Source organism: Dyella sp. 01L423 (genome assembly GCF_056399945.1).
This window is the reverse complement of record NZ_JBFTSI010000006.1, coordinates 159,728-182,562: the sequence shown is the minus strand read 5'-3', so window position 1 is coordinate 182,562 and position 22,835 is coordinate 159,728. Positions and strand designations below refer to the sequence as shown.

Genomic DNA, 22,835 nt, shown 5'->3' with positions numbered 1-22,835 from the left:
AGTCCCTGAGCCCCTGAGGGCATTGCCGGGCGAAGCAATTCCGCTATACTAGCGCGCTCCGGTGCATTTCGCTCCCTTCGTCTAGTGGCCTAGGACACCGCCCTCTCAAGGCGGGAACACGAGTTCGAACCTCGTAGGGAGCGCCACTTCCGGCCTGGCACGGGCCCCGGCTCATTCAAGACAGGCACGAGAGCGTATGACTTTTGTCGTCACCGACAACTGCATCAAGTGCAAATACACCGACTGCGTCGAAGTTTGCCCCGTCGACGCCTTCCACGAAGGTCCCAACTTCCTCGTGATCGATCCGGATGAGTGCATCGACTGCACGCTGTGCGAGCCTGAGTGCCCAATCAACGCGATCTATCCGGAAGACGACGTGCCCGCCGGGCAGGAGAGCTTCACTGCGCTGAACGCGGAGCTGGCCAAGAGCTGGCCGGTGATCACCGAGCGCAAGGACGGCCTGGCCGACGCCAAGGACTGGGAAAACAAGCCCAACAAGCTCGACCTGCTCGAACGCTGAAGGCTGCCCCGCGTACGCCACTCCAGTCCGCAAGCCGCACCCGTTTACGCATGAAAAAACGCCGCCCTTGAGGCGGCGTTTTTATTGGCCGGAAAGCAACGGATCAACCGCCGCCCATACGACCCTTGAGGGTGTCGATCACCTTGGCCACGGCGGCGGCATCGCCCTGCGCGCGCACTTCGCTGGCCTTTTCGCCGCTGGTGCTCACGGTCAGCAGCACCTGGCGCGGCTTGGCGCCCGGGGCATCAGCCGATTCCTTGGACTTGCCGTTGAACATGCTGCTGAAGAAACCCTTCTTCTGGGTCGGCTGGTCCGAGGCCACCACGCTCAGCGTGTAAGTGCGGGCGTCATCGTCGTGCCCCACCACCTGGCCGATGTCGCCGTTCTCCAGGGCCTGACCCACGCGGCGATAGGTGTTGTCGATGCTGTCGTTCAGCACAAAGCCGTCAGCGATCTGGGCGCTGCTGCTGCCGACGCGCGCGGTCGCACCATTGGCGGTCGGGTTGTTGGCACCCGCTTCCGGAATGACCAGCGCAGCGCTGGTGGAAGGCGTATCCAGGCCCGGCGGAATTTCCAGCGGCGACTCCTGTTTGGCCGTTTCCCAGGCCTTCTGCGAACGAAACATGCCGCAGCCGGAGAGCAGCAAGGCAGACAGGGCCAGTACCGGCAGGGCCACGACAAGCGGGGATTTCTTCATGTAAGCAGATTCCGTAGGAGTATCAGTTGCCCGAAATGTCAGGCCGCATTCGCCAAGGATGCCAGACCCGCCAGCGCTTCGCGAAGTCGCGCGCGGTCCGGACCATCCTCCAATTCAACCAAAGGCAGGCGTGGCGCCGCCAACCCCAGACCCAGCGGCGGCAGCCCGGCCTTCACCGCAATCGGGTTCGGCGCGCAATTGAGCGCCGAAACCAGCGGTGCCAGTTCGGCGTCGCAACGCTGTGCTTCGGCCCGGTCGCCCGCCGTGGCGGCATCGCACAACATGCGAAACGCACGAGGCACCAGATTGGCTACCACCGAGATCGTCCCCGCCGCACCGGCGAGCATCGCCTTGCAGGCCGTGCCGTCGTCACCGGACAGATAGACGAAATCCGGCCGCGCAAGTTCCGCGATGGCGCGAATCCTTTCATCGGTGCCCAGCGCTTCCTTGAGGCCCGCGATGGCCGGGTGGTCGCGCAGCTCAGCCACCGTTGCCGGCAGCAGGTCGCAACCCGTGCGGGCAGGCACGTTGTACAGCACCACCGGCAGGCCGCCATGCTCCGCCACTTCGAGGAAATGGCGACGCAGGCCTTCCTGAGTGGGTCGCACGTAGTACGGAGCCACCACCAGCGCCGCATCGGCACCCAGCGCCTTCGCACGACGCGTGAGCGCCACGGTCTTGGCCGTGCCCGCCTCGCCAGTGCCCGCGAGCACCGGCATGCGGCCGGCCACCCGCTCCACGGCAAACGCGAGCAGGCGCTCGTATTCGTCATGCTCGAGCATATGGGCCTCGCCGGTGGAGCCGGCCACGACCACGCCTTCGGTTCCGCCGTCGATCTGGTAGTCCAGCAGCTTTGCGAAAGCCGCAAGATCAAGCGCCCCGTCCGCCGCGAACGGCGTGACCAGCGCACAGATGCTTCCGCGAATGTTCAAGACCGGCTCCGGCTGAAACTCAAACCCGGCATGTTACCGGAAAAGCTTGTTCAGCCAATACAGAGCCTTGGGGCAGGCCAAGATGCCGGCGCAGCGCATCCCCCGCGGCCTGGCTGCCAGCCAGTCCAAACCCTTACTTGCGGGCCTCCGGCGGCGGCAAGTAAGCTCGAACGACGTGCTTTTTTGACCCGCATCGTGCGGGAGCGCCACAGGTGGACTCCTTGAATCGTTCTTCCGCGCGCACCGGCAGCGACAACCAGCTGCTGATCCAGACACTGACTCCCTCCACTAGCGCGCCCTTGCTGACGCTGGCCAAGCGTATTGCCGAAGCCGGCTGCAACCTGGCCGATGCGCGGGTGGCCTCGCTTGGGGCCGATACCTCGCTGACCCTGCTCGCCACCGGTGCCTGGGATGCCGTGGCCAAGCTCGAAACCGCGCTGGCCAAGACAGCCCGGGACGAAGACCTGCGCCTGTCGTTCTATCGCACTGGTCCGCGCGAGCATCACTCGCACCTGCTGCCGTATCTGATCGAAGTGATCTCGGCCGATCGCCCGGGCATCCTGGTGAAGATCATCGACTTCTTCGACCGTCGCGACATCGTCATCGAGCAGCTGAGCTCGCTGCGTTATCAGGCCATGCAGACCGGTGCGGACATGTTCCAGGCGCAGATCACCATCGGCATTCCGGCGGCAACGCATATTGCCGCGCTGCGCGATGATTTCCTGGAATTCTGCGATGGCCTGAATCTCGACGCCATCATGGATCCGGTGAAATTCTGAGCGGCGAATGTCGCACGGAATACCGGTTTTCCGGCGCGCTCGCCGGGTCCTTGAGCATGCTCCCTGAGGCGCCCTGCTGCAAGGACTGTCATTCCCTACACGGCAAGCGCTAGTCTCTGGCCTCAAGAGCAGTACCGGAGAGATGGCATGCAGCAGGCGGGTCGATTTGCACCGATCGCGGGGCGAACCCTGACCGCCTTTGCACCCACCGCCGCTGCCTCGTTTCCCTTGATCGACGACACCCAGTCGAAGCCGGCCACGGCTTCGCAGGAGAACCTATGCCCGAAGTTGGCAAGAAAGTCCCCAAACTCAAAGGCCTCATTGGCGATGGCAGCGAACTGAAGCTGGACAGCCTGAAGGGCCAGTGGGTGGTGGTGTACTTCTACCCGAAGGACAGCACCCCCGGTTGTACCAACGAGGCCAAGGATTTCCGCGACCTCTACCCGAAATTCAAGAAGCGCCATGCGCAGATCATCGGTGTCTCGCGTGATTCGGTGAAGTCCCACGCCAATTTCGCCACCAAGCAGGAACTGCCGTTCCCGCTGGTTTCCGACCCCGACGAAACCTGGTGCAACGCCTTCGACGTGATCCACGAGAAGGTGCTGTACGGAAAACGTCATATGGGTGTTGTACGAAGCAGCTTCCTGATCGATCCCGAAGGAAGGCTGGCCCAGGAATGGCGCAACGTGAAAGTCCCAGGGCACGCCCAGGCCGTGCTCGACGCCATCCCCGCCCAGTGATCCGCGATCGCCTTTTTCGCCATGCCGCTGCCCGTCCCGCCGGGACGACTACTTATCGCGCATGGCATCCCGGCCCATCGGCCGACTTCCCGCGGCACGCCGCATGCCGCGGTTCTTCCACCTCGCACTCCCAAGAGGTTTCTTCCGTATGACCGGAAGCAAGCGCATCTACGCTCTCGACACCAATGTGTTGCTGCACGATCCGACTTCGCTGTTCCGCTTTGAAGAACACGATGTCTTCATCCCCATGACGGTGTTGGAGGAACTGGACGAAAAGAAAAAGGGCGCCTCCGAGGTTTCGCGCAATGGTCGCCAGGTCAGCCGCTTCCTCAATGAACTGATCGTTCGCGGCAATGGCCACGGCATCAGCAACGGCCTGGAGCTGTCCAACCCCGAAGGGGTCAATCTCAAACGCGGCGGCGCGGTAGGCAGGCTGTATTTCCAGCAGCGCACCACCAACGGCCACGGCAAGGCGGACAACCTGATCCTGTCGGCGGTGATCGAACTGCGCGACCAGAATCCCGAGCGCTCGGTGGTGCTGGTCAGCAAGGACATCAACCTGCGCATCAAGGCCAAGATCTACGGCATCGATGCGGAAGACTATGAGAACGACCGCGCCCTCGACGATTTCGCGCTGCTCTACACCGGTTCCACCGAGTTAGGCGAAGACTTCTGGGACAAGCATCCCGAGGTCCAGTCGTGGAACGAACGCGGACGCACCTTCTACAAGCTCGACCGTCGCGACGATGAAGACTGGTACCCCAATCAGTGCCTGTTTTTGCCTGGCGACAACAGCGTGGAACTGCGCGTGCTGCATGTGGACGACGTCAAGGCCACGCTGGTGCTGCTCGACGATCACAGCCACGCGAATCACGCCGTATGGGGCATCGCGGCGCGCAACCGCGAGCAGAATTTCGCGCTCAACGTGCTGATGGACCCGGATGTCGATTTCGTCACCCTGCTTGGCACCGCAGGCACGGGCAAGACGCTGCTCGCGCTCGCCGCCGGCCTGGCACAGGTGATGGACCAGCAGCGTTATCGCGAAATCATCATGACGCGCGCCACCGTGTCCGTGGGCGAAGACATCGGCTTCCTGCCCGGCACGGAGGAGGAAAAGATGACGCCGTGGATGGGAGCACTCACCGACAACCTCGAAGTACTCGCCAACCCGGAGGAAGGCGGCAGCTGGGGACGCCAGGCCACCAACGACCTGCTCGCCTCACGCATCAAGATCCGCTCGCTGAACTTCATGCGCGGCCGTACCTTCCTCTCGCGATACCTGATCATCGACGAGGCGCAGAACCTCACGCCCAAGCAGATGAAGACGCTGATCACGCGTGCAGGTCCGGGCACCAAGATCGTCTGCCTGGGCAACGTCGAGCAGATCGACACGCCCTACCTCACCGAAACCACGTCCGGCCTGACGTACGCGGTGGATCGCTTCAAGCACTGGGAGCACTCGGCGCATATCACCTTGCGTCGCGGTGAGCGTTCGCGACTGGCGGATTTTGCGTCGGAAGCGCTGTAAGAGAAACCGAGTTGCTCCGACGCCCATCGGAGCAACTCCCTTCCCTGTGGGAGCGCACCCTGTGCGCGACTGCACGCTGGGCGCCACGGCTACGTAGGCTTGTCGCGCACAGGGTGCGCTCCCACAAATAGCGCCTATGATGCGCTGCTCTTCGACACGCCCGTCATTTGGCGAGCAGCAGAATCCGAAGACACCTCCATCCAAATCCCGTACCCATCATGCCCCAAGCCACCCCGCCCATCGCCCTCACCATCGCCGGTTCCGACTCCGGCGGCGGCGCCGGCATCCAAGCCGATCTGAAAACCTTCCACGCTCGCGAAGTGCATGGCCTTTCGGTGATCGCGGCGATCACCTCGCAGAACACCCAGGGCGTGACGGCGGTGCACACGGTTCCGTTGAAACATATCCGCAGCCAACTCGACGCGGTGTTCGACGACTTCGCTATCGGCGCCGTGAAGACTGGCATGTTGGGAAGCGCCTCGGTAACCAGACTCGTGGCGAAGGAGATGCGCACGCGCAAACCCGCATGGCTGGTCGTCGACCCCGTGATGATTTCCACCAGCGGCGCGCGCCTGCTCGACGAGGACGCCGTGCAGGCCATGGTGGAAGAACTCATTCCGCTCGCCGACGTGCTCACGCCCAACCTGCCCGAGGCGGAAGCACTGTTGGGAAAAAAATTGCGCAAGGCGCAGGATTTCGATCGCGCCGGCAAGGCCTTGCTCAAGCTCGGCGCCCGCGCCGTGCTGCTCAAAGGCGGCCATTCGGACGAACGCCAGGTGGTCGATCGTTTCTACGACGAAGGCGGCGTGATGGAGCTGCGGCACCGGCGTCTCCCCATCGAGGGCCATGGCACCGGCTGCACGCTGGCCTCGGCCATCGCGGCGGAGCTGGCCAAGGGCCATGCGCCGCGCTCGGCTGTGCGCCGCGCCGTCGCCTACGTGCAGCGCGCGCTCGAACGCAGCTATCGCCCGGGTGCTGGCGACATTCACGTGCTTGGCCACTGAGGCGGCCAATCCGCACACACGCTGAATCGGCGTCCGGGCAGGCCCTCCCTCAGGGAGTAGAATGGCCGCTTCCGCTCGCCGCCATGACTCGTCCATGATCCTTGCCCCGCGCCTCGTACTGTTGATCCTGTTCGCACTGTTTGCGCTGTGCGTGCTGCTGGTGCATCTGCGCGGTCGCGCCAGGCTGCGCTTCGATCGCCAGCTGGTGGATCACTCGGCGGTCTTCGCGCCCTACAACCTGCTGATGTACGCATTCTCGGCGGTGCCGGCCACGCCTATCCTGGATCGCCGCGGCTTTCCGCAGCTGGATCTGCTGCAGGCGAACTGGCAGGCCATTCGCGAGGAAGCACTGCATCTGTTCGACGAGGGCTATATCCGCGCGGCGGAAAAGAACAACGACGCGAGCTTCAACAGCTTCTTCAAGCAAGGCTGGAAGCGCTTCTACCTGAAGTGGTACGGCGAGCCGCTGGCCTCGGCCGAAACGCTGTGCCCCCGGACGGTGGCCTTGCTCAATGCCATTCCCAGCGTGAAAGCGGCGATGTTTGCCCTGCTCCCGCCCGGCAGCAAGCTCAATCCGCATCGCGACCCGTTCGCCGGCTCGCTGCGCTATCACCTGGGCCTGATCACACCCAATTCGGAAGACTGCCGCATCTTTGTCGATGGCGAGATGCACAGCTGGGGCGATGGCAAGGACGTGGTGTTCGACGAAACCTACGTGCACTGGGCGGAGAACCGTACCGACCAGACGCGTGTGATCCTGTTCGCCGATGTCGAGCGTCCATTGCGCACGCGCTTCATGAATGCCATCAATCATCGCGTGGGTGCCTTTATGGGCAAGATCACCGCGTCCCCCAATACCGAATCGCCGGAAGAAAAGACCGGCTTCGTCAACCGCATGTTCGCGCTCAACCAGCGCAGCCGCGATCGCAACCGTACCTTCAAGAAGAAGCATCCCAAGCTGTTCCGCACGGCCAAATACATCGGCATGCTGGTGCTGATCTGGATCATCTTCCTGGCGCCGTGGCCGTTCTTCCGCTGAGCGGTCACGAATCGTGATGTTCGCGCGTCCTTGTGTCTTCCTGTCGGAGAACGTCATGGACGCCGCCACCGCCACGTTCCAGCACCATCGCCCGCGCCTGCTCGGCCTGGCCTATCGCATGCTCGGCACCCAGGCGGATGCCGAGGACGTGCTGCACGACGCCTGGTTGCGCTGGCACCAGCAGGACACCGGCGCCCTGGATGACGCCGCGGCCTGGCTGGTCACCGTGACCACCCGGCTATCGCTCGACCGCCTGCGCCGCGCCAAGACCGAGCGCCAGCACTACACCGGCCCCTGGCTGCCCGAGCCGCTGGTGGAGGAGACCCAGCAGCCGGAAGCGGAACTTGAGCGCGCCGAAAGCCTCAGCCTGTCCTTCCTCGCACTGCTAGAACGCCTGAGCCCGGAGGAACGCGCCGCTTTCCTGCTGGTCCAGGTGTTCGGCTACAGCCACGGCGAAACGGCGCAGATGCTGCAGATCGGCGAAGACGCCTGCCGCCAGCGCGTCCATCGTGCACGCCTGCGCCTGAGCGAAGGACGCCCGCGCTTCACCCATGCGCCGAATGTGCAGCGCCGCCTGTTGCAGAAGTTTCGCGACGCGCTGGAAAACGCCAGCGTCGAGTCCCTGCAGGCGCTGTTTGCCGAAGACGCCGTCCATCTGGCCGATGGCGGCGGCAAGGCCCGCGCCACCCTGCGGCCGTTGCACGGGGCCGATCGCATCGTGCGGCTGTACGCCATCATCGCCCAGCGTTATCGCGACTATTCGATCGTGCATCGACTGCAGTGGCTCAACGGGGCGCCCGCTTTGCTGACCTGGGTGGATGCAAAACTGTCGACCGTGGCATGGATCGATACGGACGGCGAGCGCATCACCAGCATCCACTCGCTGCGCAACCCAGAGAAACTGGCACGGCTGGAGGCTGTCACGAATCCGCAGGCTGGTACGTCTTTGTCATGAGCGGCCGTGGTGGCCGCATGCCAAGGAACCCGTCATGTCCAAGCGTCTTTCGTTTATGAAGTATCCCAAAACCCTCAAGCCGCTGCTCGACTTCAGCGCGGCGATGCATGAAAGCGGCCTGGAAGCCCCGCTGGTGGAGCTGGTGTTGATGCGCGTCTCGCAGATCAACGGCTGCGCCTATTGCATGGATATGCACAGCAAGGATGCACGCGCCGCCGGCGAAACCGAGCAGCGTCTGTACGTGCTGGCGGGCTGGCGCGAAGCGTCGTTCTACAGCGAGCGCGAATGCGCAGCTTTCGAGTGGGCCGAGGCAGTCACGCGTCTGGGCGAGCACGGTGTGTCCGATGCCGTCTACGACCGCGCCCATGCCTCGTTCAGCGAAGAGGAACTGCTGAGCCTCACCTTGCTGGTAGGCCTGATCAACACCTGGAACCGCATCAACGTAGCGTTCCAGACGCCCGCCGGCAGCTACAAGCCTGCTGCGAAACAGGCAGCCTGAAGCAAAAAAAAGCCCCTCACTGAGGGGCTTTTTCCTTATGACATGAAAGCAATCAGGCCTTGACGCGCTTGACGATGGCATCGCCGAAGCTGGACGTGGTGCCCTTGCCGCCGATGTCCGGGGTGACGCTGTCGCGGTCGTTGGTCATGGTGTCGCGGATCGCGTTGCGCACCTTGTCGCCCTTCTCGACCATGCCCAGGTGATCGAGCATGTCGGCGGCGGCGAGCAGCAGCGCGCACGGATTGGCGATGCCCTTGCCGGCGATATCGGGCGCCGAACCGTGCACGGCTTCAAAAATCGCAGCTTCAGTGCCGATGTTGTCGCCAGGGGCCAGACCCAGGCCACCCACCAGACCGGCGCACAGATCCGAGAGGATGTCGCCGAACAGGTTGGTGGTGACGATCACGTCGAACTGTTCGGGCTTCATCACCAGCTGCATGCAGGCGTTGTCAACGATCATCTCGCTGAACTCGATCTGCGGGTATTCCTTGGCGATTTCGCGCGCCACGTTGAGGAACAGGCCCGAGGCGGTCTTGATGATGTTGGCCTTGTGCACGGCCGTGACCTTCTTGCGGCCCTTCTTCACGGCCAGTTCGAAGGCGTAGCGCACGATGCGGCTGGAGCCCTTGCGCGTATTGCGGATCATCGAGATGGCGGTTTCGCCGTCTTCGGAAATGCTCTGGCCTTCGGACAGGTACGCGCCTTCGGTGTTCTCGCGCACCGTGATGATGTCGATGTTGTCGAAGCGCGCCTTGGTGCCCGGGAAGCTGATCGCCGGACGCACATTGGCGTACAGGTCGAAATGACGGCGCAGGGTCACGTTGATCGAGGTGAACCCACCGCCCACCGGGGTGGTCAGCGGGCCCTTCAGGGCCACCTTGTGCTTGGCGATGGCGTCGAGCGTCGGCTGCGGAAGCAGGTCGCCGCTCTTTTCCAGCGCGACCATGCCGGCATCGACGAACTCGTAGGACAGGCCGCAGTCCAGGGCGTCGAGCACGCGCAACGTGGCGTTCATGATCTCGGGGCCGATACCGTCGCCCGGAATCACGGCAATGGTCTTGCTCATGGGGACACTCCTTGGGATATGAATCGAGCAACCCTGTGGCGGGGTACGACAGGGCTATAAATCCCGTCGATTATCCCCGATGCGTCGCCAAGCGGCCAGACCACGAGCCCTGGCAGCCGTTGCAAATCCTCGCACGCAGCATTGAATAAACTCGCATGCGTCAACGGGGCGGCAAGGAGGGAGCCGCCCCGAGGTTCGATCAGGCGTGGCTTGCGCAGTCCGCCGCGGGCGTGGCGCCCTCGTCCGATTCCAGCTGGTCCAGGAAATCCACCGCCCGGCGCAGGTGCGGGATCACGATGGAACCGCCCACCACCAGGCCGACGCTGAAGGTCTCGAAGAATTCTTCGCGGGTGACGCCCGCTTCCTTGCACTGGGCCACGTGGTAGCTGATGCAGTCGTCGCAGCGCAGCACCATCGAGGCGACCAGGCCGAGCAGCTCCTTGGTCTTCACGTCCAGCGCGCCGGGCTTGTAGGTCTGCGTATCGAGCGCAAAGAATCGGCGGACGACCTGGTTGTCCTCCGACAGAATGCGCTCGTTCATGCGCTGGCGAAACGCGGTGAATTCGGCGACGCGGTCCTTGCCGCCCTCGTCCTTCAGATGACTCATGCGTTGATCTCCAGCAGTTCGGCGAGCTTGCCGCTGCGGTCGGCGGCGACGAGATCGTCGAAACCGCCCACGTGGTGGTCGTTGATGAAAATCTGCGGCACGGTGCGACGACCGCCGCTGCGGGCCAGCATGGCGTCACGCTGCGCCGGGTCGGTATCGATGCGCACTTCGCTCCACTCCAGCCCCTTGGACTTGAGCAGGTTTTTGGCAGACACGCAGTACGGGCATACCGCCGTGGAATAGACCTCAATCTTGGGCACAACACACCTCGAAAATCTGGGAACCCTACGGCAGCCCTACATGGGGTCCGCCAGGGGTGTAAACAACAGTGAACTGACACCGTAAGCTGGTGTCACTAATGCTATTGTCGCTGACCTATGCGCATGGCACCACGCCCCGCCCCGGAGACAATCCGTTTCCCTGTAAAACGGGGGCGGAATGCCGCAGGGCGGACTAACGAAAACGGAACAATGACCACGCAAAGCCTGCGGGCGGGACGCCCATGAGCCGCTTCACGCCCACCCGCCTGCTGACCGCCCTGCTCTGCGGCGGCCTGACGCTGAGCGCCGCCGCCCAGGACAAGGACGTGCGCCTGCCCGACCTGGGCAGCTCAGCCAACGCCCTGATCTCGCCCCAGGAGGCCCAGGACTACGGCGCCGCCATGCTGCGCCAGATGCGCGCGCTCAACATGGTGCTCGACGACCCTATGCTGGACGATTACATCAACGACCTGGGCTACCGCCTGGTCTCGGGCAGCGAGAAGCCGAAAGAGCATTTTCAGTTCTTCATCGCCAGCGACAATGTGATTAATGCGTTTGCTGCGCCCGGCGGCTATATCGCGGTGAACTCGGGCCTGATCATCATCACCAACAGCGAAAGCGAGCTGGCTGGCGTGATCGCCCACGAAATCGGCCATATCACGCAAAACCACCTGCAGCGTGCCTTCGAAGCCTCCAAAAAGGACACGCCGCTGATGGCACTGATCCTGCTGGGCGCCATTGCGGCCGGCGCCGGCGCCGGTGCGGGCGATGCGGCGGGCGCGATCATGATGGGCGGCCAGGGCCTGCTGATGCAGCGCCAGATCAACTTCACCCGCAAGGATGAAATCGAGGCGGACCGCGCCGGCATCCAGACGCTTTCCAACGTAGGTTACGACCCCAACGCCATGGCATCGTTCTTTGGCCGCATGGAAGACACCTTGCGCGTGGGCTCCGGCGGCGACATTGGCGACGTGCCCGCGCTGCTGCAGGACCACCCGGTCAGCATGGACCGCATCAGCGACGCCAAGGCCCGCGCCGGCGCACTGATTGCCCAGCAAAAGCAGCGGCCAAACGGCTCCACGCTGGACAAAGCGCAGTGGGAAAAAAGCACGGCGCCGATCTCCTTTGTCAAAGACCCCACGGCGATCGCTTCCCGCGACAACAAGGGCGGCCTCGACGTGTATCTGCTGATGCGCGAGCGCGTTCGCGTGCTATCCGGCGACGCCGGCCAGCTGGCCACTTATTACGCCACCAACCTGCAGAAAGAGCGCGGCTTCGATACGCCGTCCAATCGCTACGGCTATGCCTTGGCGCTGATCCGCAGCAATCGCGGCGCCAAGGCCGTGGATGAACTGCAGCCGGTACTCAGCGCGCATCCCGACAGCCAGGTGGTACGCCTGGCCATGGCCGACGCCAAACTGCAGGCGGGCCGCCGCGCGGAAGCCCTGACCCTGTATGCCGAACTCAACCAGCAATCGCCGCGCAACCACGCCATCGCCATGGCTTATGCCAAGGCGCTGACCGAAGGCGGTTCGCAGGACGAAGCAAAGCAGGCCGCCAGCATGGTCTTGCCGATGCTGGACAACAACGACGAGCCCGAGCTCTACCGCACCTATGCTCGCGCGTCGGAAAAAGCCGGAGACAGCGTGCGCTCCGGCGAGGCCTATGCCGATGCCTCCTACCTGTCCGGACGCCCCTTCGACGCCATGGAGCAGCTCAAGAACCTGCTCAAGCGCCCCGATCTGGACTATTACGCCCGGGCCCGCATCCAGGCCCGCATCAACGACCTGACGCCGCTGGTAATGGAACTGCGCAAGCGCCGCGTCCAGACCGACGACAACCCCGATGGCCGCAGCCAGCAGCTGCAAAACAACGAGAATTGCCGGGGCCGGCTGTGCTTCGGCGCGACCAATTCGGTGCGCTGATTTCAGTCAAACGTGAGACGATAGACACGCCATGTTGTTGCGACCGTGTGAAATGTCATCCGGGCGTAACATTAGACCGCTGCAATAATTGCGTCACAGCCCCCTCCCAGCGGACCTAAAGCGTGCATAAGCGCATCTTGATTGTCGAAGACGAAGCTTCGATCCGCGACATGGTCGCCTTTGCCCTGCGCAAGGCCGGCATGGACGCCATCCACGCCGCTGACGCGCGTGCGGCCCAACTAGCCATTGCCGAACAAGTACCCGACCTCATCCTGCTCGACTGGATGCTGCCGGGCACCAGCGGCCTCGAACTAGCCCGTCGCCTGCGCAAAGAGGAGCTGAGCCGCGAGGTTCCGATCATCATGCTCACGGCGCGCGGCGAAGAAATGGACCGCGTGAACGGGCTGGAGGCAGGCGTCGACGATTATGTCGTCAAGCCGTTCTCCACCCGCGAACTGGTGGCCCGCATCAAGGCCGTGCTTCGCCGCAGCCAGGGCGACGACGGTTCGGGCATGGTGGAGCTGGGTGGCCTGCGCATCGATGGTCCGGCCCACCGCGTGTTTGCCGGCGATGAGCCGGTGACCATCGGACCCACCGAATATCGCTTGCTGTACTTCTTCATGACGCACCCCGAGCGCGTGTATTCGCGCGCACAGCTGCTCGACCATGTATGGGGCGGCAGCGTGTACGTGGAAGAACGCACCGTGGACGTCCATATCCGCCGCCTGCGCAAGACGCTCGAACCATGGAAGCTCGACGACATGGTGCAGACCGTTCGCGGCGCGGGTTATCGATTCTCCGCCAGCGTCTGACGTTCCTATTGCGGGAACGCAGGCTTTTGCCGATGCTGGCGCACCGCCAGCCCCGGCACGACTGACACCTCCCCTATGCCCACAACCTTCGAGCGCTCATGGAAGCTGCCGGCCGCACTGAGCGCCGGACTGCTGGTGGGCGCTGTCGCAGGCTGGCTTGCGGGAGGCCACGTGGCCACGGGTTTGGCGCTGGTCGCCGTCGTGGAAATCGTCTTTTTAGTGACCCGAATCCGTCATCAAGCGCAGCTCATGATGACGCAAGATCCTAGGCTGACCTCTCTCCAGCATGACCGTTTCATGACGCGCTCCCGCCGAATCGCTTCCAGTTTGCGCGACCTGCGCAGTGCCGCCGGCAGTCTGCCGGACGCCGTCGTCTTGCTCGACAACGAGCAACACGTGCGCTGGTTCAATCATGCTGCTGAAGACCTGCTCGGCCTGCGCCGCCCGCAAGATCGCGGCGCTCACCTGGACGAACGGCTGAGCACCACGGAACTTGCCACGTGGTTGAGGGAAGGCGCGCGCGAGCCGCTCAACGATGTCGCCGCACCGGGCCATCCCAACCGCCATATCAACGTGACGCTGCTGCCGTTCGGCCGTCGCCAGCGCCTGCTGCTGGCTCGCGACATCAGCCATCTCACGCGCCTGGAACAGATTCGCCGCGACTTCGTCGCCAACGTGTCGCACGAGTTGCGCACGCCGCTTACCGTGATCCACGGCTATCTCGAATTGATCGATCCGGAAGACGTGCCCGAGCTCGCGCCGGTGCTCAACGAAATGCGCGCGCAGTCCAAGCGCATGGGCCAGATCGTGGAAGACCTGCTGACGCTCTCGCGCCTGGAAACCCAGGAACACGTGCAGGACGAGCGTGTGCAGATGACGCCGCTGCTCGCCACCATCCGCAAAGAAGCTGAAGCGCTCAGCCAGGGCCGTCACCAGATCACCATGGAATCCACCGCCGAAGCCGATCTGCTCGGCTCGGTGAAGGATCTGCACAGCGCGTTCTCCAACCTGGTGAGCAATGCCGTGCGCTACACGCCCACCGGCGGCCGCATCACCATCCGTTGGCGTCGTACCTCGGAAGGCGCGGTCTATTCCGTCACCGATACCGGCTACGGCATTCCGGCCTCGCATCTGGCGCGTCTCACCGAACGCTTCTACCGCGTCTCCTCCAGCCGCTCGCGCGAAAGCGGCGGCACCGGTCTGGGCCTGTCCATCGTCAAGCACGTGCTGAATTTGCATCAGGCGCGCCTGGACATCCAGAGCGAGCCGGGCCAGGGCTCGACCTTCGCCTGCTGGTTCAGCGCGGAACGCCTGCTCGCACCGGGCGTGGGCGACCCTGAATAATCGGCATCCGCAGGCGCCTCGGCGCCTCAGCTGAACGGCCGTCACACTACGCGGCACTGCGCCATGTAACCAAGTGCAGGATCGGCCAGAATGCACGGATGCGTCGCAAGCCTGCCACCCCTCCTCCCGTCATCGACCGCGCTGCTCCCGAGCTGTTTCTCAGCCGCGAGCTGGCCGCGCTCGAATTCAATTTCCGTGTACTGGCGCAGGCGCGCGACGAGCGCATTCCGCTGCTGGAACGACTGCGCTTCCTGAGCATCGTGGCGAACAACCTCGACGAGTTCTTCGAGGTGCGCGTGGCCATGCTCAAGCACCACCATATGTTCGGCTCGGCCGCGCCCGGCCCGGACGGCATCTCCTCCGGCGAGTTGCTCACCTGCATCCGCAAGCGCGTGCTTGACCTGGTCGACCTGCAATACGAAACCTGGCAGGCCGAACTGCGCCCGGCGTTGGATGCCGAAAACATCCATTTCCTCACCCGCGACAGCTGGACGCCGCGGCAACGCTTGTGGCTGCAGGGCTACTTCGAAAACGAAGTGATGCCGGTGCTGTCGCCGCTGGGCCTGGACCCGGCGCATCCGTTCCCGCGCATCCTCAACAAGACGCTCAATATCGCCGTGGTGCTGAAAGGCCGCGACGCGTTCGGTCGCGAAGGCCATATGGCGCTGGTGCGCGCACCACGTTCATTGCCTCGCATCATTCGCCTGCCCAGCGAAGTGTGCGACGGCGGCGAGCACTACATTTTCCTGGCCGAACTGCTGCAGGGTTTCGTCGATCTGATGTTCCCCGGCTTCAAGGTGGCCGGGTCCTACCAGTTCCGCGTCACGCGCAACAGCGAGCTGATGGTGGAAGAGGCCGAGGTGGAAAACCTCGCCCGCGCGCTGAGCGAAGAATTGATCGGCCGCGGCTATGCGCGACCGGTGCGACTGGAGATCGGCAACGACTGCCCCAAGGCGATCGTGGCCATGCTGATCGCCAACTTCGAGCTGGAAGAAACCGACGTCTATCGCTGCGACGGACCGGTCAACATCATCCGCGCCGGCACCATCTATGACGGCCTGGATCGCCCGGATCTGAAGTTCCCGCGTTTCATCCCGCAGCTGCCGGCCGCCTTCAACGGCAGCCGTTGCAAGTTCGAAGTGCTGCGCCAGCGCGATGTGCTGCTGCATCACCCGTACGAATCGTTCGCCACCGTGGTGGACCTGTTGCGCCAGGCGTCGCAGGACCCCGCGGTGCTGGCCATCAAGCAGACGCTCTATCGTGCCGGCGCCGACACGCCGCTGGTGGACCTGCTGGTGGAAGCGGCGCGCAACGGCAAAGACGTGACGGTGGTGATCGAGCTGCGCGCGCGCTTCGACGAAGAGGCCAATATCCGCCTCGCCACGCGCTTGCAGGAGGCTGGCGTGCAGGTGGTCTACGGCGTGGTGGGCTACAAGACGCACGCCAAGATGCTGCTGATCGTGCGCCGTGAAGACGAGGTGCTGCGCCGCTATGTGCACCTTTCCACCGGCAACTATCATCAAGGCAATAGCCGCAGCTATACCGACATCGGCCTGATGACCTCGCATCCCGGCATCGGCGAGGATCTGCACAAGGTCTTCCAGCAACTCTCGGGCCTGGGCCCGATGATCGAGCTCAAGCACCTGCTGCATTCGCCTTTCACGCTCTACCGCTGCGTCCTGGCCAAGATCGAGCGCGAGACGGCGCATGCGGAGGCAGGCCGGCCGGCGCGCATCGTGGCCAAGCTCAATGCACTCAACGAAGCCCACGTCATTTCGGCGCTCTATCGCGCTTCGCAGGCGGGCGTGGAGATCGACCTGATCGTGCGCGGCGCCTGCACCTTGAGGCCGGGCATTCCCGGTGTTTCCGAAAGGATTCGCGTGCGCTCGATCGTGGGGCGCTTCCTCGAGCACAGCCGCGTGTACTGGTTCGGCAACGATGGTGCGCCCGAGATTTATTGCGCCAGCGCCGACTGGATGGAACGCAACCTCAAGCGTCGCATCGAAGTGGCCTTCCCGATACTCGACCCTGCGCATGCCGCACGCGTCTACGACGAAACCCTGGCCAACTACCTCGCCGACAACACCGAGGCATGGTTGCTCGATGGCGACGGCCGCTACACCCGCGCGCAGCCCGGCGACCAGCCGCCGCACAGCGCGCAGCAATCGCTGCTGGAGAAATTGACGCCCGGCACCGTGTAGCCCGACGCAATTTGCGCTACTCGCACCGGTTCCAGCGTGAGAGAATTCACACTCTGCAGCCCGGAACGAGCCCCGCATGAGTCATGGCGATCAGATCCAGATCAAGGACGGCGAACTGATCGCTGCCGTCGACATGGGCTCCAACAGCTATCACATGGTGGTGGCGCGCGTGGAACACGGCGAGCCTCGTGTGATCGATCGCCTGCGTGAAACCGTGCGCATGGCCGCCGGCCTGCGCGCCGACGGCACCCTGGATGCCGAGCACCGCGCACGCGCACTCAACTGCCTTGCCCGCTTTGGCCAGCGCATTGCCGGCGTGCCGTCCAGCCGCGTGCGCGCGGTGGCGACCAATACCGTGCGCCGGCTGGCCTCGCCGCAGACCTTCCTCACCGCCGCCGAAACCTCGCTGGGCCATCCGGTGGAGATCGTCTCCGGACGCGAAGAAGGCCGCCTGATCTTTCTCGGCGCGTCGCACGACCTGCCCGCGTCGCGCGAAAGCCGCCTGGTGATCGACGTCGGCGGCGGCAGTACCGAATTCATCATCGGCCGCGGCTTCGCGCCCATGCACACGGAAAGCGTGCAGGCCGGCTGCATTGCCTCGACCCTGCGCTTCTTCCCCGGCGGCAAGCTCAATCGCAAGCGCTGGCAACGCGCGAACAACGAAATCGGCGTGTTGCTGCAGCAGTTTGCCGAGGACTATCGCGAGTCCGGCTGGGTCGAAGCATTCGGCTCGTCGGGCACCGCCAAGGCGATCGGCTCGGTGGTGCAGACCATGCGCTTCTCCGACGACGGCATCACGCCGGCGTCGCTGGCCCAGCTGCGCGATGCCTTGCTCGCCCAGGGCCAGATCGAAACGCTCAAGCTGCCCGGTCTGGCGGATGATCGCGCGCCCGTGATCGCCGGCGGCGTGGTGATTTTCGAAGCGGCATTCGAAGCCCTCGGCATCGAGCGCCTGCGCGTCTGCGAGAGCTCGATGCGCGAAGGGCTGCTGTGGGATCTGCTCGGCCGCGCCGGGGGCAGCGATCCGCGTACGGCGAGCATCGATGCGCTGGCCAACCGCTACGGCGTCGATCGTGCGCAGGCACGTCGCGTGGAATCGACGGCCCTGATGTTCTTCGATCAGATCGCGCGCATCTGGAAACTGGATGCCGAAGCGCGCGAGTGGCTGTCCTGGTCGGCACGCGTGCACGAAATCGGCCTCGCCATCGCGCACAGCCAGCATCATCATCACGGCGCGTATATCCTGCGCAACGCCGACCTGGCCGGCTTCTCGCGACAGGAGCAGCAACTCCTGGCGGCCATCGTGGAGTCGCATCGCCGCAAGCCGGACAAGGCCACCTTCTCGGCATTGCCGCAGCGCTACCGGCAACTGGCGCGCTATATCACCGCCCTGCTGCGCCTGGGCGTGCTGTTCCGTCGCGCCCGCCGCGCCGAGTCGCTGCCGCAGATGCAGCTGGCGGCCACCACCCAGCGCCTGCGCCTCACGGTGCCGGCCGCCTGGATCGACCAGCATCCGCTCAGCGAGGCTGACCTGGAGCAGGAGCAGGCGCCGCTGAACGAGCTCGGCCTGCTGCTTGAAGTCCATCCATCCTGAGCTTTGCTGGTACGGGCCGCGCGTCGGCCCGGCCATGGAGCCTCTTCGCCGCGTATGATGTCCTGATGCCACACGCCGCCCGACCTGCCATGACCCGACTCCTGCTCGCCGCGCTCCTGCTGCTGCCCTCGTCCCTGCTGCTTGCCCAGGCCAACAAACCTGCCGCTGCCACGCCTGCCGTCACGCATCCGGAAGTGGTGCTGCACACCTCGCAGGGCGACATCACGCTGGAGCTCTACCCGGACAAGTCGCCCAAGAGCGTGGCGAACTTCCTGCAGTACGTCCGCGACGGCTTCTACAGCGGCACCGTGTTCCACCGCGCCATCCCGGGCTACCTGGTGCAGGGCGGCCTGTATACGCGCGACCTGCAGGCCAAGCGCACCCACTCGGCGATCCCGAGCGAGGCGGACAACGGCCTGTCCAATGTGCGCGGCACGGTGGCCGTGGCGCGTGGCGCGGATCCGAATTCGGGGACGGCACAGTTCTTCTTCAACCTGGTCGACAACCGCCGTCTCGATTTCGTCGGCAACCAGAGCGGCCTGACCTGGGGCTATGCCGTGTTCGGCAAGGTCATCAAGGGCATGGACGTGGTCGACAAGATGGCCGCCCTGCCGACCCGCGGGCTCGGCCCGTTTGCCGGCGACGTACCCAACCCGCTGGTGGTGATCGACAGCGCGAACGTGGTGGGCGAGGAAGCGGCCGCCACCCCGGCCACCCCGCCCAAGCCTGCCGCGCCCGCCACCGAGCCGGCCAAGAAGCCGGGCGGCAAGAAGGGCTGAAGCAGCATGGCGACACTGTTCATCGCGGACCTGCATCTGGACGATAGCCGTCCGGAGATCACGCGCCTGTTCGAAGACTTTCTCGCCAGCGACGAGGCCCGCTCCGCCGATGCCGTCTATATCCTCGGCGATCTGGTCGAGGCATGGATCGGCGACGATGACGACGCCGAACTCCCCAGCCGCATCGCGCGCGCCACCAAGGCGCTGAGCGAGCACGGCGTGCCCGTGTATTTCATCGTTGGCAATCGCGACTTCCTGCTCGGCCAAGCCTACGCCGAGCGCGCCGGCATGACGCTGCTCGAGGACGGCACCGTGCACGAGCTCTACGGCCGCCCCACCCTGCTGATGCATGGCGATGTGTTGTGCACCGATGACCTCGCCTACCAGGCGGTACGCAAGCAGGTGCGCACGCCGGAGTGGCAGGCACAAATCCTGGCGATGCCGCTCGATGCTCGCCGCGCGTTTGCCGCCAAGGCTCGTGCCGACAGCAAGGCGCATACGGGCGCCACCATGGAAACCATCATGGACGTCAACGCCGACGCCACGGCGGACACCATGCGCAAGGCCTGCGTGTCGCGGCTGATCCATGGACATACGCATCGCCCCGCCATCCATCGATTCGATCTGGACGGCCAAACGGCGGAACGCATCGTACTGGGCGACTGGTACGAGCACGGTTCGGTGCTGCGCGTCACGCCTGAAGGCGTGGAGTTGCGGGGACTCGCCCTCCCCTGATGCGGAGCGATCACCCGCCGCATGCGGCGAGTGATCGTCCCTCGCTCGCCATCAGGGCGCTTGCATCGCGCTCCGGAAACCCTGGCTGTTGAGCATGCTGTTGCTCAGCTTCAGCACGGCGTTGGACAAGGTCTCGTAGTAATTGTCCGCCTTGTACGAACGACCAAAGTTATTGGCGCCGCCGCCAGCCACGCCCTGCCACAACACCTTGCCAGCCGGGTTCGTCATGGTGACGTAGACGGTGACGTTGCCCACGTACTGCTCGGTTTCGTTGACGAAGAAGTCGCGGATCTCGCCTGACACGATCACATCGCCGCCGCTGTCGACGACGTTGATCCCGGCCTTGCTGAAAGTGTCTTTCACATGATCAGTAACGAAGGCCGCCACGTTGTCCCTGGTGGTCACCTGGCGCGCCGGCTGCTTCTCACGATTCTCGGCGATCAAGAGCGGATTCTTGCGCACGTCGGTGAAGCCATTGAACTGCACCTTCACGTTGCCGATGCCGTTCATATCCACCGCACCGAATTCCGCGAAGCTCTGCGTCGGCGACCACACCAGCGGAATATTGCTCAGATCCTTCGACGCCATGGCGCTGCCTGACGCAACCAGCAGCGCTGCAAACACGATACGTTTAAACATCGACTCCCCTCTCCTTGTTTCGATGGTTGGTTGTAACGGCTACTCCCGTATCCGTTTGCGGTCCTGGAGAACCGCTCCCCATTCTAGGGGACGCCAACACGATTCCTCGCTGTTTGCGATGTAAGACGCTGGCTACAACAGAGAGCCGGCGTTTTCAGCCCGGTCCCGCGCCAGGCCGATCAGCGATGTTCCGCGCCGCCATGGGAGGCCCCCGCCGGCGCATGCGACTGGGCGTGCGGCACCGCAGCTGGACGAGCCGCCTGCGGGTGATAGGCCGGCATCGGTGACGCGTGCGCTGCATAGGTGGGCTGGGGACGAGTGCTTGCGTGATAGCCCGCAGCGGGATTGGAAGGTCCTCGCGAATAGGCTGCGTGGTTCGTTGCTGCCGAGGGGTGGTACGCAGGCGCACCGCCCGTCGTGCTGCCGCTGCCATGTGGCGCGAAGCCTGCCGAGTGCAGCGCCATGTTGTTGCCAGCCGCAGGCGTGGATACGGCGGCGCGAGCTGCATGGGCAGTAGTCGGCGTGGGCTGACTCGTCGCATTGAAGGCGCCTGCACGCGGCGTTGCGGCCACCGCAGGCGCACCGTGGTTGAACGAGGCACGCATGCCCTGGTTTTGACTCGCCAGCGTCCTCTGCTGCTCCTGCGCCGCGACAGGAGCCACGTGTTGCTCACGCGCGTAGCCCAACTCCCGCTGCGACGGGTGCGCCGCGATGCCGCCCTGACCGCCGTTGAAGCTGGCCCGATTGAAGTTGGCGTTGGTCACCACCGTGCGGTTGTAGACGTTGGTGATGTGCACGTTGTCGATGTGGTTCACCGACCGGTTGTAGTAGAACGCGCCGCCCCGCCAGTAGCCGCCCGCATAGCCGGCGCCTGTATAGCCGTAGCCGTAGTTGATGCCACCGTAAAAGCCCACGTGCGGGCCCCAGTAGCCGCGGTGAAACACGTATAGGCCACCACCCCAGCCCCAGTAGCCAGGGGTCCATAGCGCGCCGATGTAAGGCGGCGACACCCATGTGCCAGGTACCCAGTAGTAGCCGTCGCCATCCCATGCCCAATAGCCGGGCACCCAGATGTAGCCCGGTGCGGGAATCGCCGGTTGCACGTAGATCGGCAAGGGCGGCGGTGCGATGCCGACGGAGACGCCGACCGAGACTCCGGCGCTTGCATTCAGCGGGAGCGCTGCTGCGGTAGCGAGTGCCAGGACAGCGAGGACGGAGCGAAACAGCCGGTGTTGCGACGCTGCGCGTTGGCTGGGTTTGAGCCGTTCCATAACGCCACTCCCGGTTCGTGGATCCTGATGGGAATAACGCGTGAGATTGGGGGAGGTTGTACAGCGTGGAGCGGGATGGGTTCGTTGGGGTTCAGATGGTGGGCTGGGAGATGAATGCTTGGGTACGCAGGGAGCTTTGGGTGCTCAAAAAGCACCTTGCCTTCGTTGCAGGGCGCGGTTACGTGGAGGCAGGGATTGTTCGGCCCATCCATGGGCCTCACCCTTCCGCGCTTCGCGCTCCAGGGCCAGCCTGCGGCTGTCCAAATTTGTTCCAGACAAATTTGTCGAACCCGGGAAGTTTCGTCCACCACCTCTCTCCGCCAGATACGCAAAAAGCCCCTTGCGGCGCGGTCACGTGGAGGCAGGGATTGTTCGGCCCATCCATGGGCCTCACCCTTCCGCGCTTCGCGCTCCAGGGCCAGCCTGCGGCTGTCCAAATTTGTTCCAGACAAATTTGTCGAACCCGGGAGGTTTCGTCCACCACCTCTCTCCGCCAGATACGCAAAAAGCCCCTTGCGGGGCTTTTTGCGTATCTGGCGGAGAGAGAGGGATTCGAACCCTCGATAAGGCTTTTGACCCTATACTCCCTTAGCAGGGGAGCCCCTTCGGCCTCTCGGGCATCTCTCCGTTTTTTGTCCGCATCTCTGCGGAGCCGGCAAGGATACTAACCGGCGCGCTTGAGGTAAAGCGTTTCTTGCCTGTCAGTGTTCGCCAGTACCGCCGGAGGCAGTGCCGTCCGGCTCGTGCTCGTTCTTGATCCGCTGATAGATCTCTTCGCGATGCACGGCAACGTTCTTCGGCGCATTAATACCAATGCGCACCTGGTTGCCCTTGACGCCGAGAACGGTAACGGTCACCTCGTCACCGATCATCAAGGTTTCACCGACCCTGCGGGTCAGAATCAACATG

Annotated in this window: 23 protein-coding genes and 2 tRNA genes; 16 read left to right on the top strand and 9 right to left on the bottom strand. The window is 64.2% G+C overall.

Translation table 11 applies throughout. The features are described from left to right. Positions 1-70 precede the first annotated feature (70 nt). A tRNA-Glu gene (locus AC1DMY_RS17150) sits at positions 71-146 on the top strand. A gap of 50 nt (positions 147-196) precedes the next feature. Further along, positions 197-520, top strand: coding sequence for a ferredoxin FdxA (gene fdxA / locus AC1DMY_RS17145; protein ID WP_046971836.1), 324 nt, complete (start codon positions 197-199; stop codon positions 518-520). A 103-nt stretch (positions 521-623) separates the two neighbouring features. On the opposite strand, the gene AC1DMY_RS17140 is transcribed toward fdxA, so the two are convergent. Together AC1DMY_RS17140 and dapA are read right to left on the bottom strand one after the other, a co-directional pair. Next, positions 624-1,217 (bottom strand): hypothetical protein, encoded by a 594-nt coding sequence (locus AC1DMY_RS17140; RefSeq protein ID WP_477166078.1) that lies wholly within the window; start codon positions 1,215-1,217, stop codon positions 624-626. 38 nt (positions 1,218-1,255) lie between these two features. Continuing rightward, positions 1,256-2,149 (bottom strand): 4-hydroxy-tetrahydrodipicolinate synthase, encoded by an 894-nt coding sequence (gene dapA, locus AC1DMY_RS17135; protein ID WP_477166077.1) that lies wholly within the window; start codon positions 2,147-2,149, stop codon positions 1,256-1,258. Positions 2,150-2,361: 212 nt separating this feature from the next. On the opposite strand from dapA, the gene AC1DMY_RS17130 reads away from it, so the two are divergent. The 7 genes from AC1DMY_RS17130 (at position 2,362) to AC1DMY_RS17100 (ending at position 8,693) form a co-directional block, all read left to right on the top strand. Then, positions 2,362-2,928, top strand: a complete 567-nt coding sequence (locus AC1DMY_RS17130) for a glycine cleavage system transcriptional repressor (protein ID WP_121881418.1) — start codon at positions 2,362-2,364, stop codon at positions 2,926-2,928. 278 nt (positions 2,929-3,206) lie between these two features. Continuing rightward, on the top strand, positions 3,207-3,668 hold the full coding sequence (locus AC1DMY_RS17125; protein ID WP_477166076.1) for a peroxiredoxin: 462 nt from the start codon (positions 3,207-3,209) through the stop codon (positions 3,666-3,668). A 148-nt stretch (positions 3,669-3,816) separates the two neighbouring features. Further along, positions 3,817-5,196, top strand: coding sequence for a PhoH family protein (locus tag AC1DMY_RS17120; RefSeq protein ID WP_477166075.1), 1,380 nt, complete (start codon positions 3,817-3,819; stop codon positions 5,194-5,196). Between the two features lie 218 nt (positions 5,197-5,414). Next, the gene (gene thiD / locus AC1DMY_RS17115; RefSeq protein WP_477166074.1) at positions 5,415-6,200 is read left to right on the top strand and encodes a bifunctional hydroxymethylpyrimidine kinase/phosphomethylpyrimidine kinase; all 786 of its coding nucleotides are present in this window, start codon (positions 5,415-5,417) and stop codon (positions 6,198-6,200) included. A gap of 94 nt (positions 6,201-6,294) precedes the next feature. After that, positions 6,295-7,239: an aspartyl/asparaginyl beta-hydroxylase domain-containing protein gene (locus AC1DMY_RS17110; protein ID WP_477166073.1), complete on the top strand. Its 945-nt coding sequence runs from the start codon at positions 6,295-6,297 to the stop codon at positions 7,237-7,239. 55 nt (positions 7,240-7,294) lie between these two features. Further along, entirely contained in the window at positions 7,295-8,194 is a 900-nt protein-coding gene (gene sigJ / locus AC1DMY_RS17105) for an RNA polymerase sigma factor SigJ (protein ID WP_477166072.1), read from the top strand. A gap of 34 nt (positions 8,195-8,228) precedes the next feature. Then, the gene (locus AC1DMY_RS17100) at positions 8,229-8,693 is read left to right on the top strand and encodes a carboxymuconolactone decarboxylase family protein (RefSeq protein WP_477166071.1); all 465 of its coding nucleotides are present in this window, start codon (positions 8,229-8,231) and stop codon (positions 8,691-8,693) included. A gap of 52 nt (positions 8,694-8,745) precedes the next feature. Here AC1DMY_RS17100 and AC1DMY_RS17095 read toward each other — a convergent pair whose 3' ends face one another. The 3 genes from AC1DMY_RS17095 to grxC form a co-directional block, all read right to left on the bottom strand. After that, on the bottom strand, positions 8,746-9,759 hold the full coding sequence (locus AC1DMY_RS17095; RefSeq protein WP_477166070.1) for an isocitrate dehydrogenase: 1,014 nt from the start codon (positions 9,757-9,759) through the stop codon (positions 8,746-8,748). A 199-nt stretch (positions 9,760-9,958) separates the two neighbouring features. After that, the gene (locus tag AC1DMY_RS17090) at positions 9,959-10,366 is read right to left on the bottom strand and encodes a carboxymuconolactone decarboxylase family protein (protein WP_477166069.1); all 408 of its coding nucleotides are present in this window, start codon (positions 10,364-10,366) and stop codon (positions 9,959-9,961) included. Then, a complete protein-coding gene (grxC, locus tag AC1DMY_RS17085; RefSeq protein WP_046971850.1) occupies positions 10,363-10,626 on the bottom strand; it encodes a glutaredoxin 3 in 264 nt (87 codons plus the stop codon). Before grxC ends, AC1DMY_RS17090 begins: the two co-directional genes overlap by 4 nt. Before the next feature lie 242 nt (positions 10,627-10,868). Here grxC and AC1DMY_RS17080 point away from each other — a divergent pair, with 242 nt between their 5' ends. The 7 genes from AC1DMY_RS17080 (at position 10,869) to lpxH (ending at position 20,016) form a co-directional block, all read left to right on the top strand. Next, positions 10,869-12,551: a M48 family metalloprotease gene (locus AC1DMY_RS17080; protein WP_477166068.1), complete on the top strand. Its 1,683-nt coding sequence runs from the start codon at positions 10,869-10,871 to the stop codon at positions 12,549-12,551. A 122-nt stretch (positions 12,552-12,673) separates the two neighbouring features. Continuing rightward, a complete protein-coding gene (phoB, locus tag AC1DMY_RS17075) occupies positions 12,674-13,363 on the top strand; it encodes a phosphate regulon transcriptional regulator PhoB (RefSeq protein WP_046971852.1) in 690 nt (229 codons plus the stop codon). Between the two features lie 75 nt (positions 13,364-13,438). Then, complete coding sequence (gene phoR / locus AC1DMY_RS17070) at positions 13,439-14,707, top strand: phosphate regulon sensor histidine kinase PhoR (RefSeq protein WP_477166067.1); 1,269 nt, start codon at positions 13,439-13,441, stop codon at positions 14,705-14,707. Positions 14,708-14,805: 98 nt separating this feature from the next. Then, positions 14,806-16,908 (top strand): polyphosphate kinase 1, encoded by a 2,103-nt coding sequence (ppk1, locus tag AC1DMY_RS17065; RefSeq protein WP_477166066.1) that lies wholly within the window; start codon positions 14,806-14,808, stop codon positions 16,906-16,908. Positions 16,909-16,984: 76 nt separating this feature from the next. Continuing rightward, positions 16,985-18,502: a Ppx/GppA phosphatase family protein gene (locus tag AC1DMY_RS17060; protein WP_477166065.1), complete on the top strand. Its 1,518-nt coding sequence runs from the start codon at positions 16,985-16,987 to the stop codon at positions 18,500-18,502. Positions 18,503-18,591: 89 nt separating this feature from the next. After that, entirely contained in the window at positions 18,592-19,281 is a 690-nt protein-coding gene (locus AC1DMY_RS17055; RefSeq protein WP_477166064.1) for a peptidylprolyl isomerase, read from the top strand. Between the two features lie 6 nt (positions 19,282-19,287). After that, positions 19,288-20,016 (top strand): UDP-2,3-diacylglucosamine diphosphatase, encoded by a 729-nt coding sequence (gene lpxH, locus AC1DMY_RS17050; RefSeq protein ID WP_477166063.1) that lies wholly within the window; start codon positions 19,288-19,290, stop codon positions 20,014-20,016. 51 nt (positions 20,017-20,067) lie between these two features. Here the strand turns inward: lpxH and AC1DMY_RS17045 are convergent, their stop codons facing one another. The 4 genes from AC1DMY_RS17045 to csrA form a co-directional block, all read right to left on the bottom strand. Continuing rightward, complete coding sequence (locus AC1DMY_RS17045; RefSeq protein WP_477166062.1) at positions 20,068-20,655, bottom strand: hypothetical protein; 588 nt, start codon at positions 20,653-20,655, stop codon at positions 20,068-20,070. Between the two features lie 179 nt (positions 20,656-20,834). Beyond that, a complete protein-coding gene (locus AC1DMY_RS17040; protein ID WP_477166061.1) occupies positions 20,835-21,926 on the bottom strand; it encodes a YXWGXW repeat-containing protein in 1,092 nt (363 codons plus the stop codon). A 534-nt stretch (positions 21,927-22,460) separates the two neighbouring features. Further along, positions 22,461-22,553: transfer RNA gene (locus tag AC1DMY_RS17035), tRNA-Ser, on the bottom strand. A gap of 74 nt (positions 22,554-22,627) precedes the next feature. Next, positions 22,628-22,834 (bottom strand): carbon storage regulator CsrA, encoded by a 207-nt coding sequence (gene csrA, locus AC1DMY_RS17030; protein WP_046971859.1) that lies wholly within the window; start codon positions 22,832-22,834, stop codon positions 22,628-22,630. Position 22,835 lies beyond the last annotated feature (1 nt).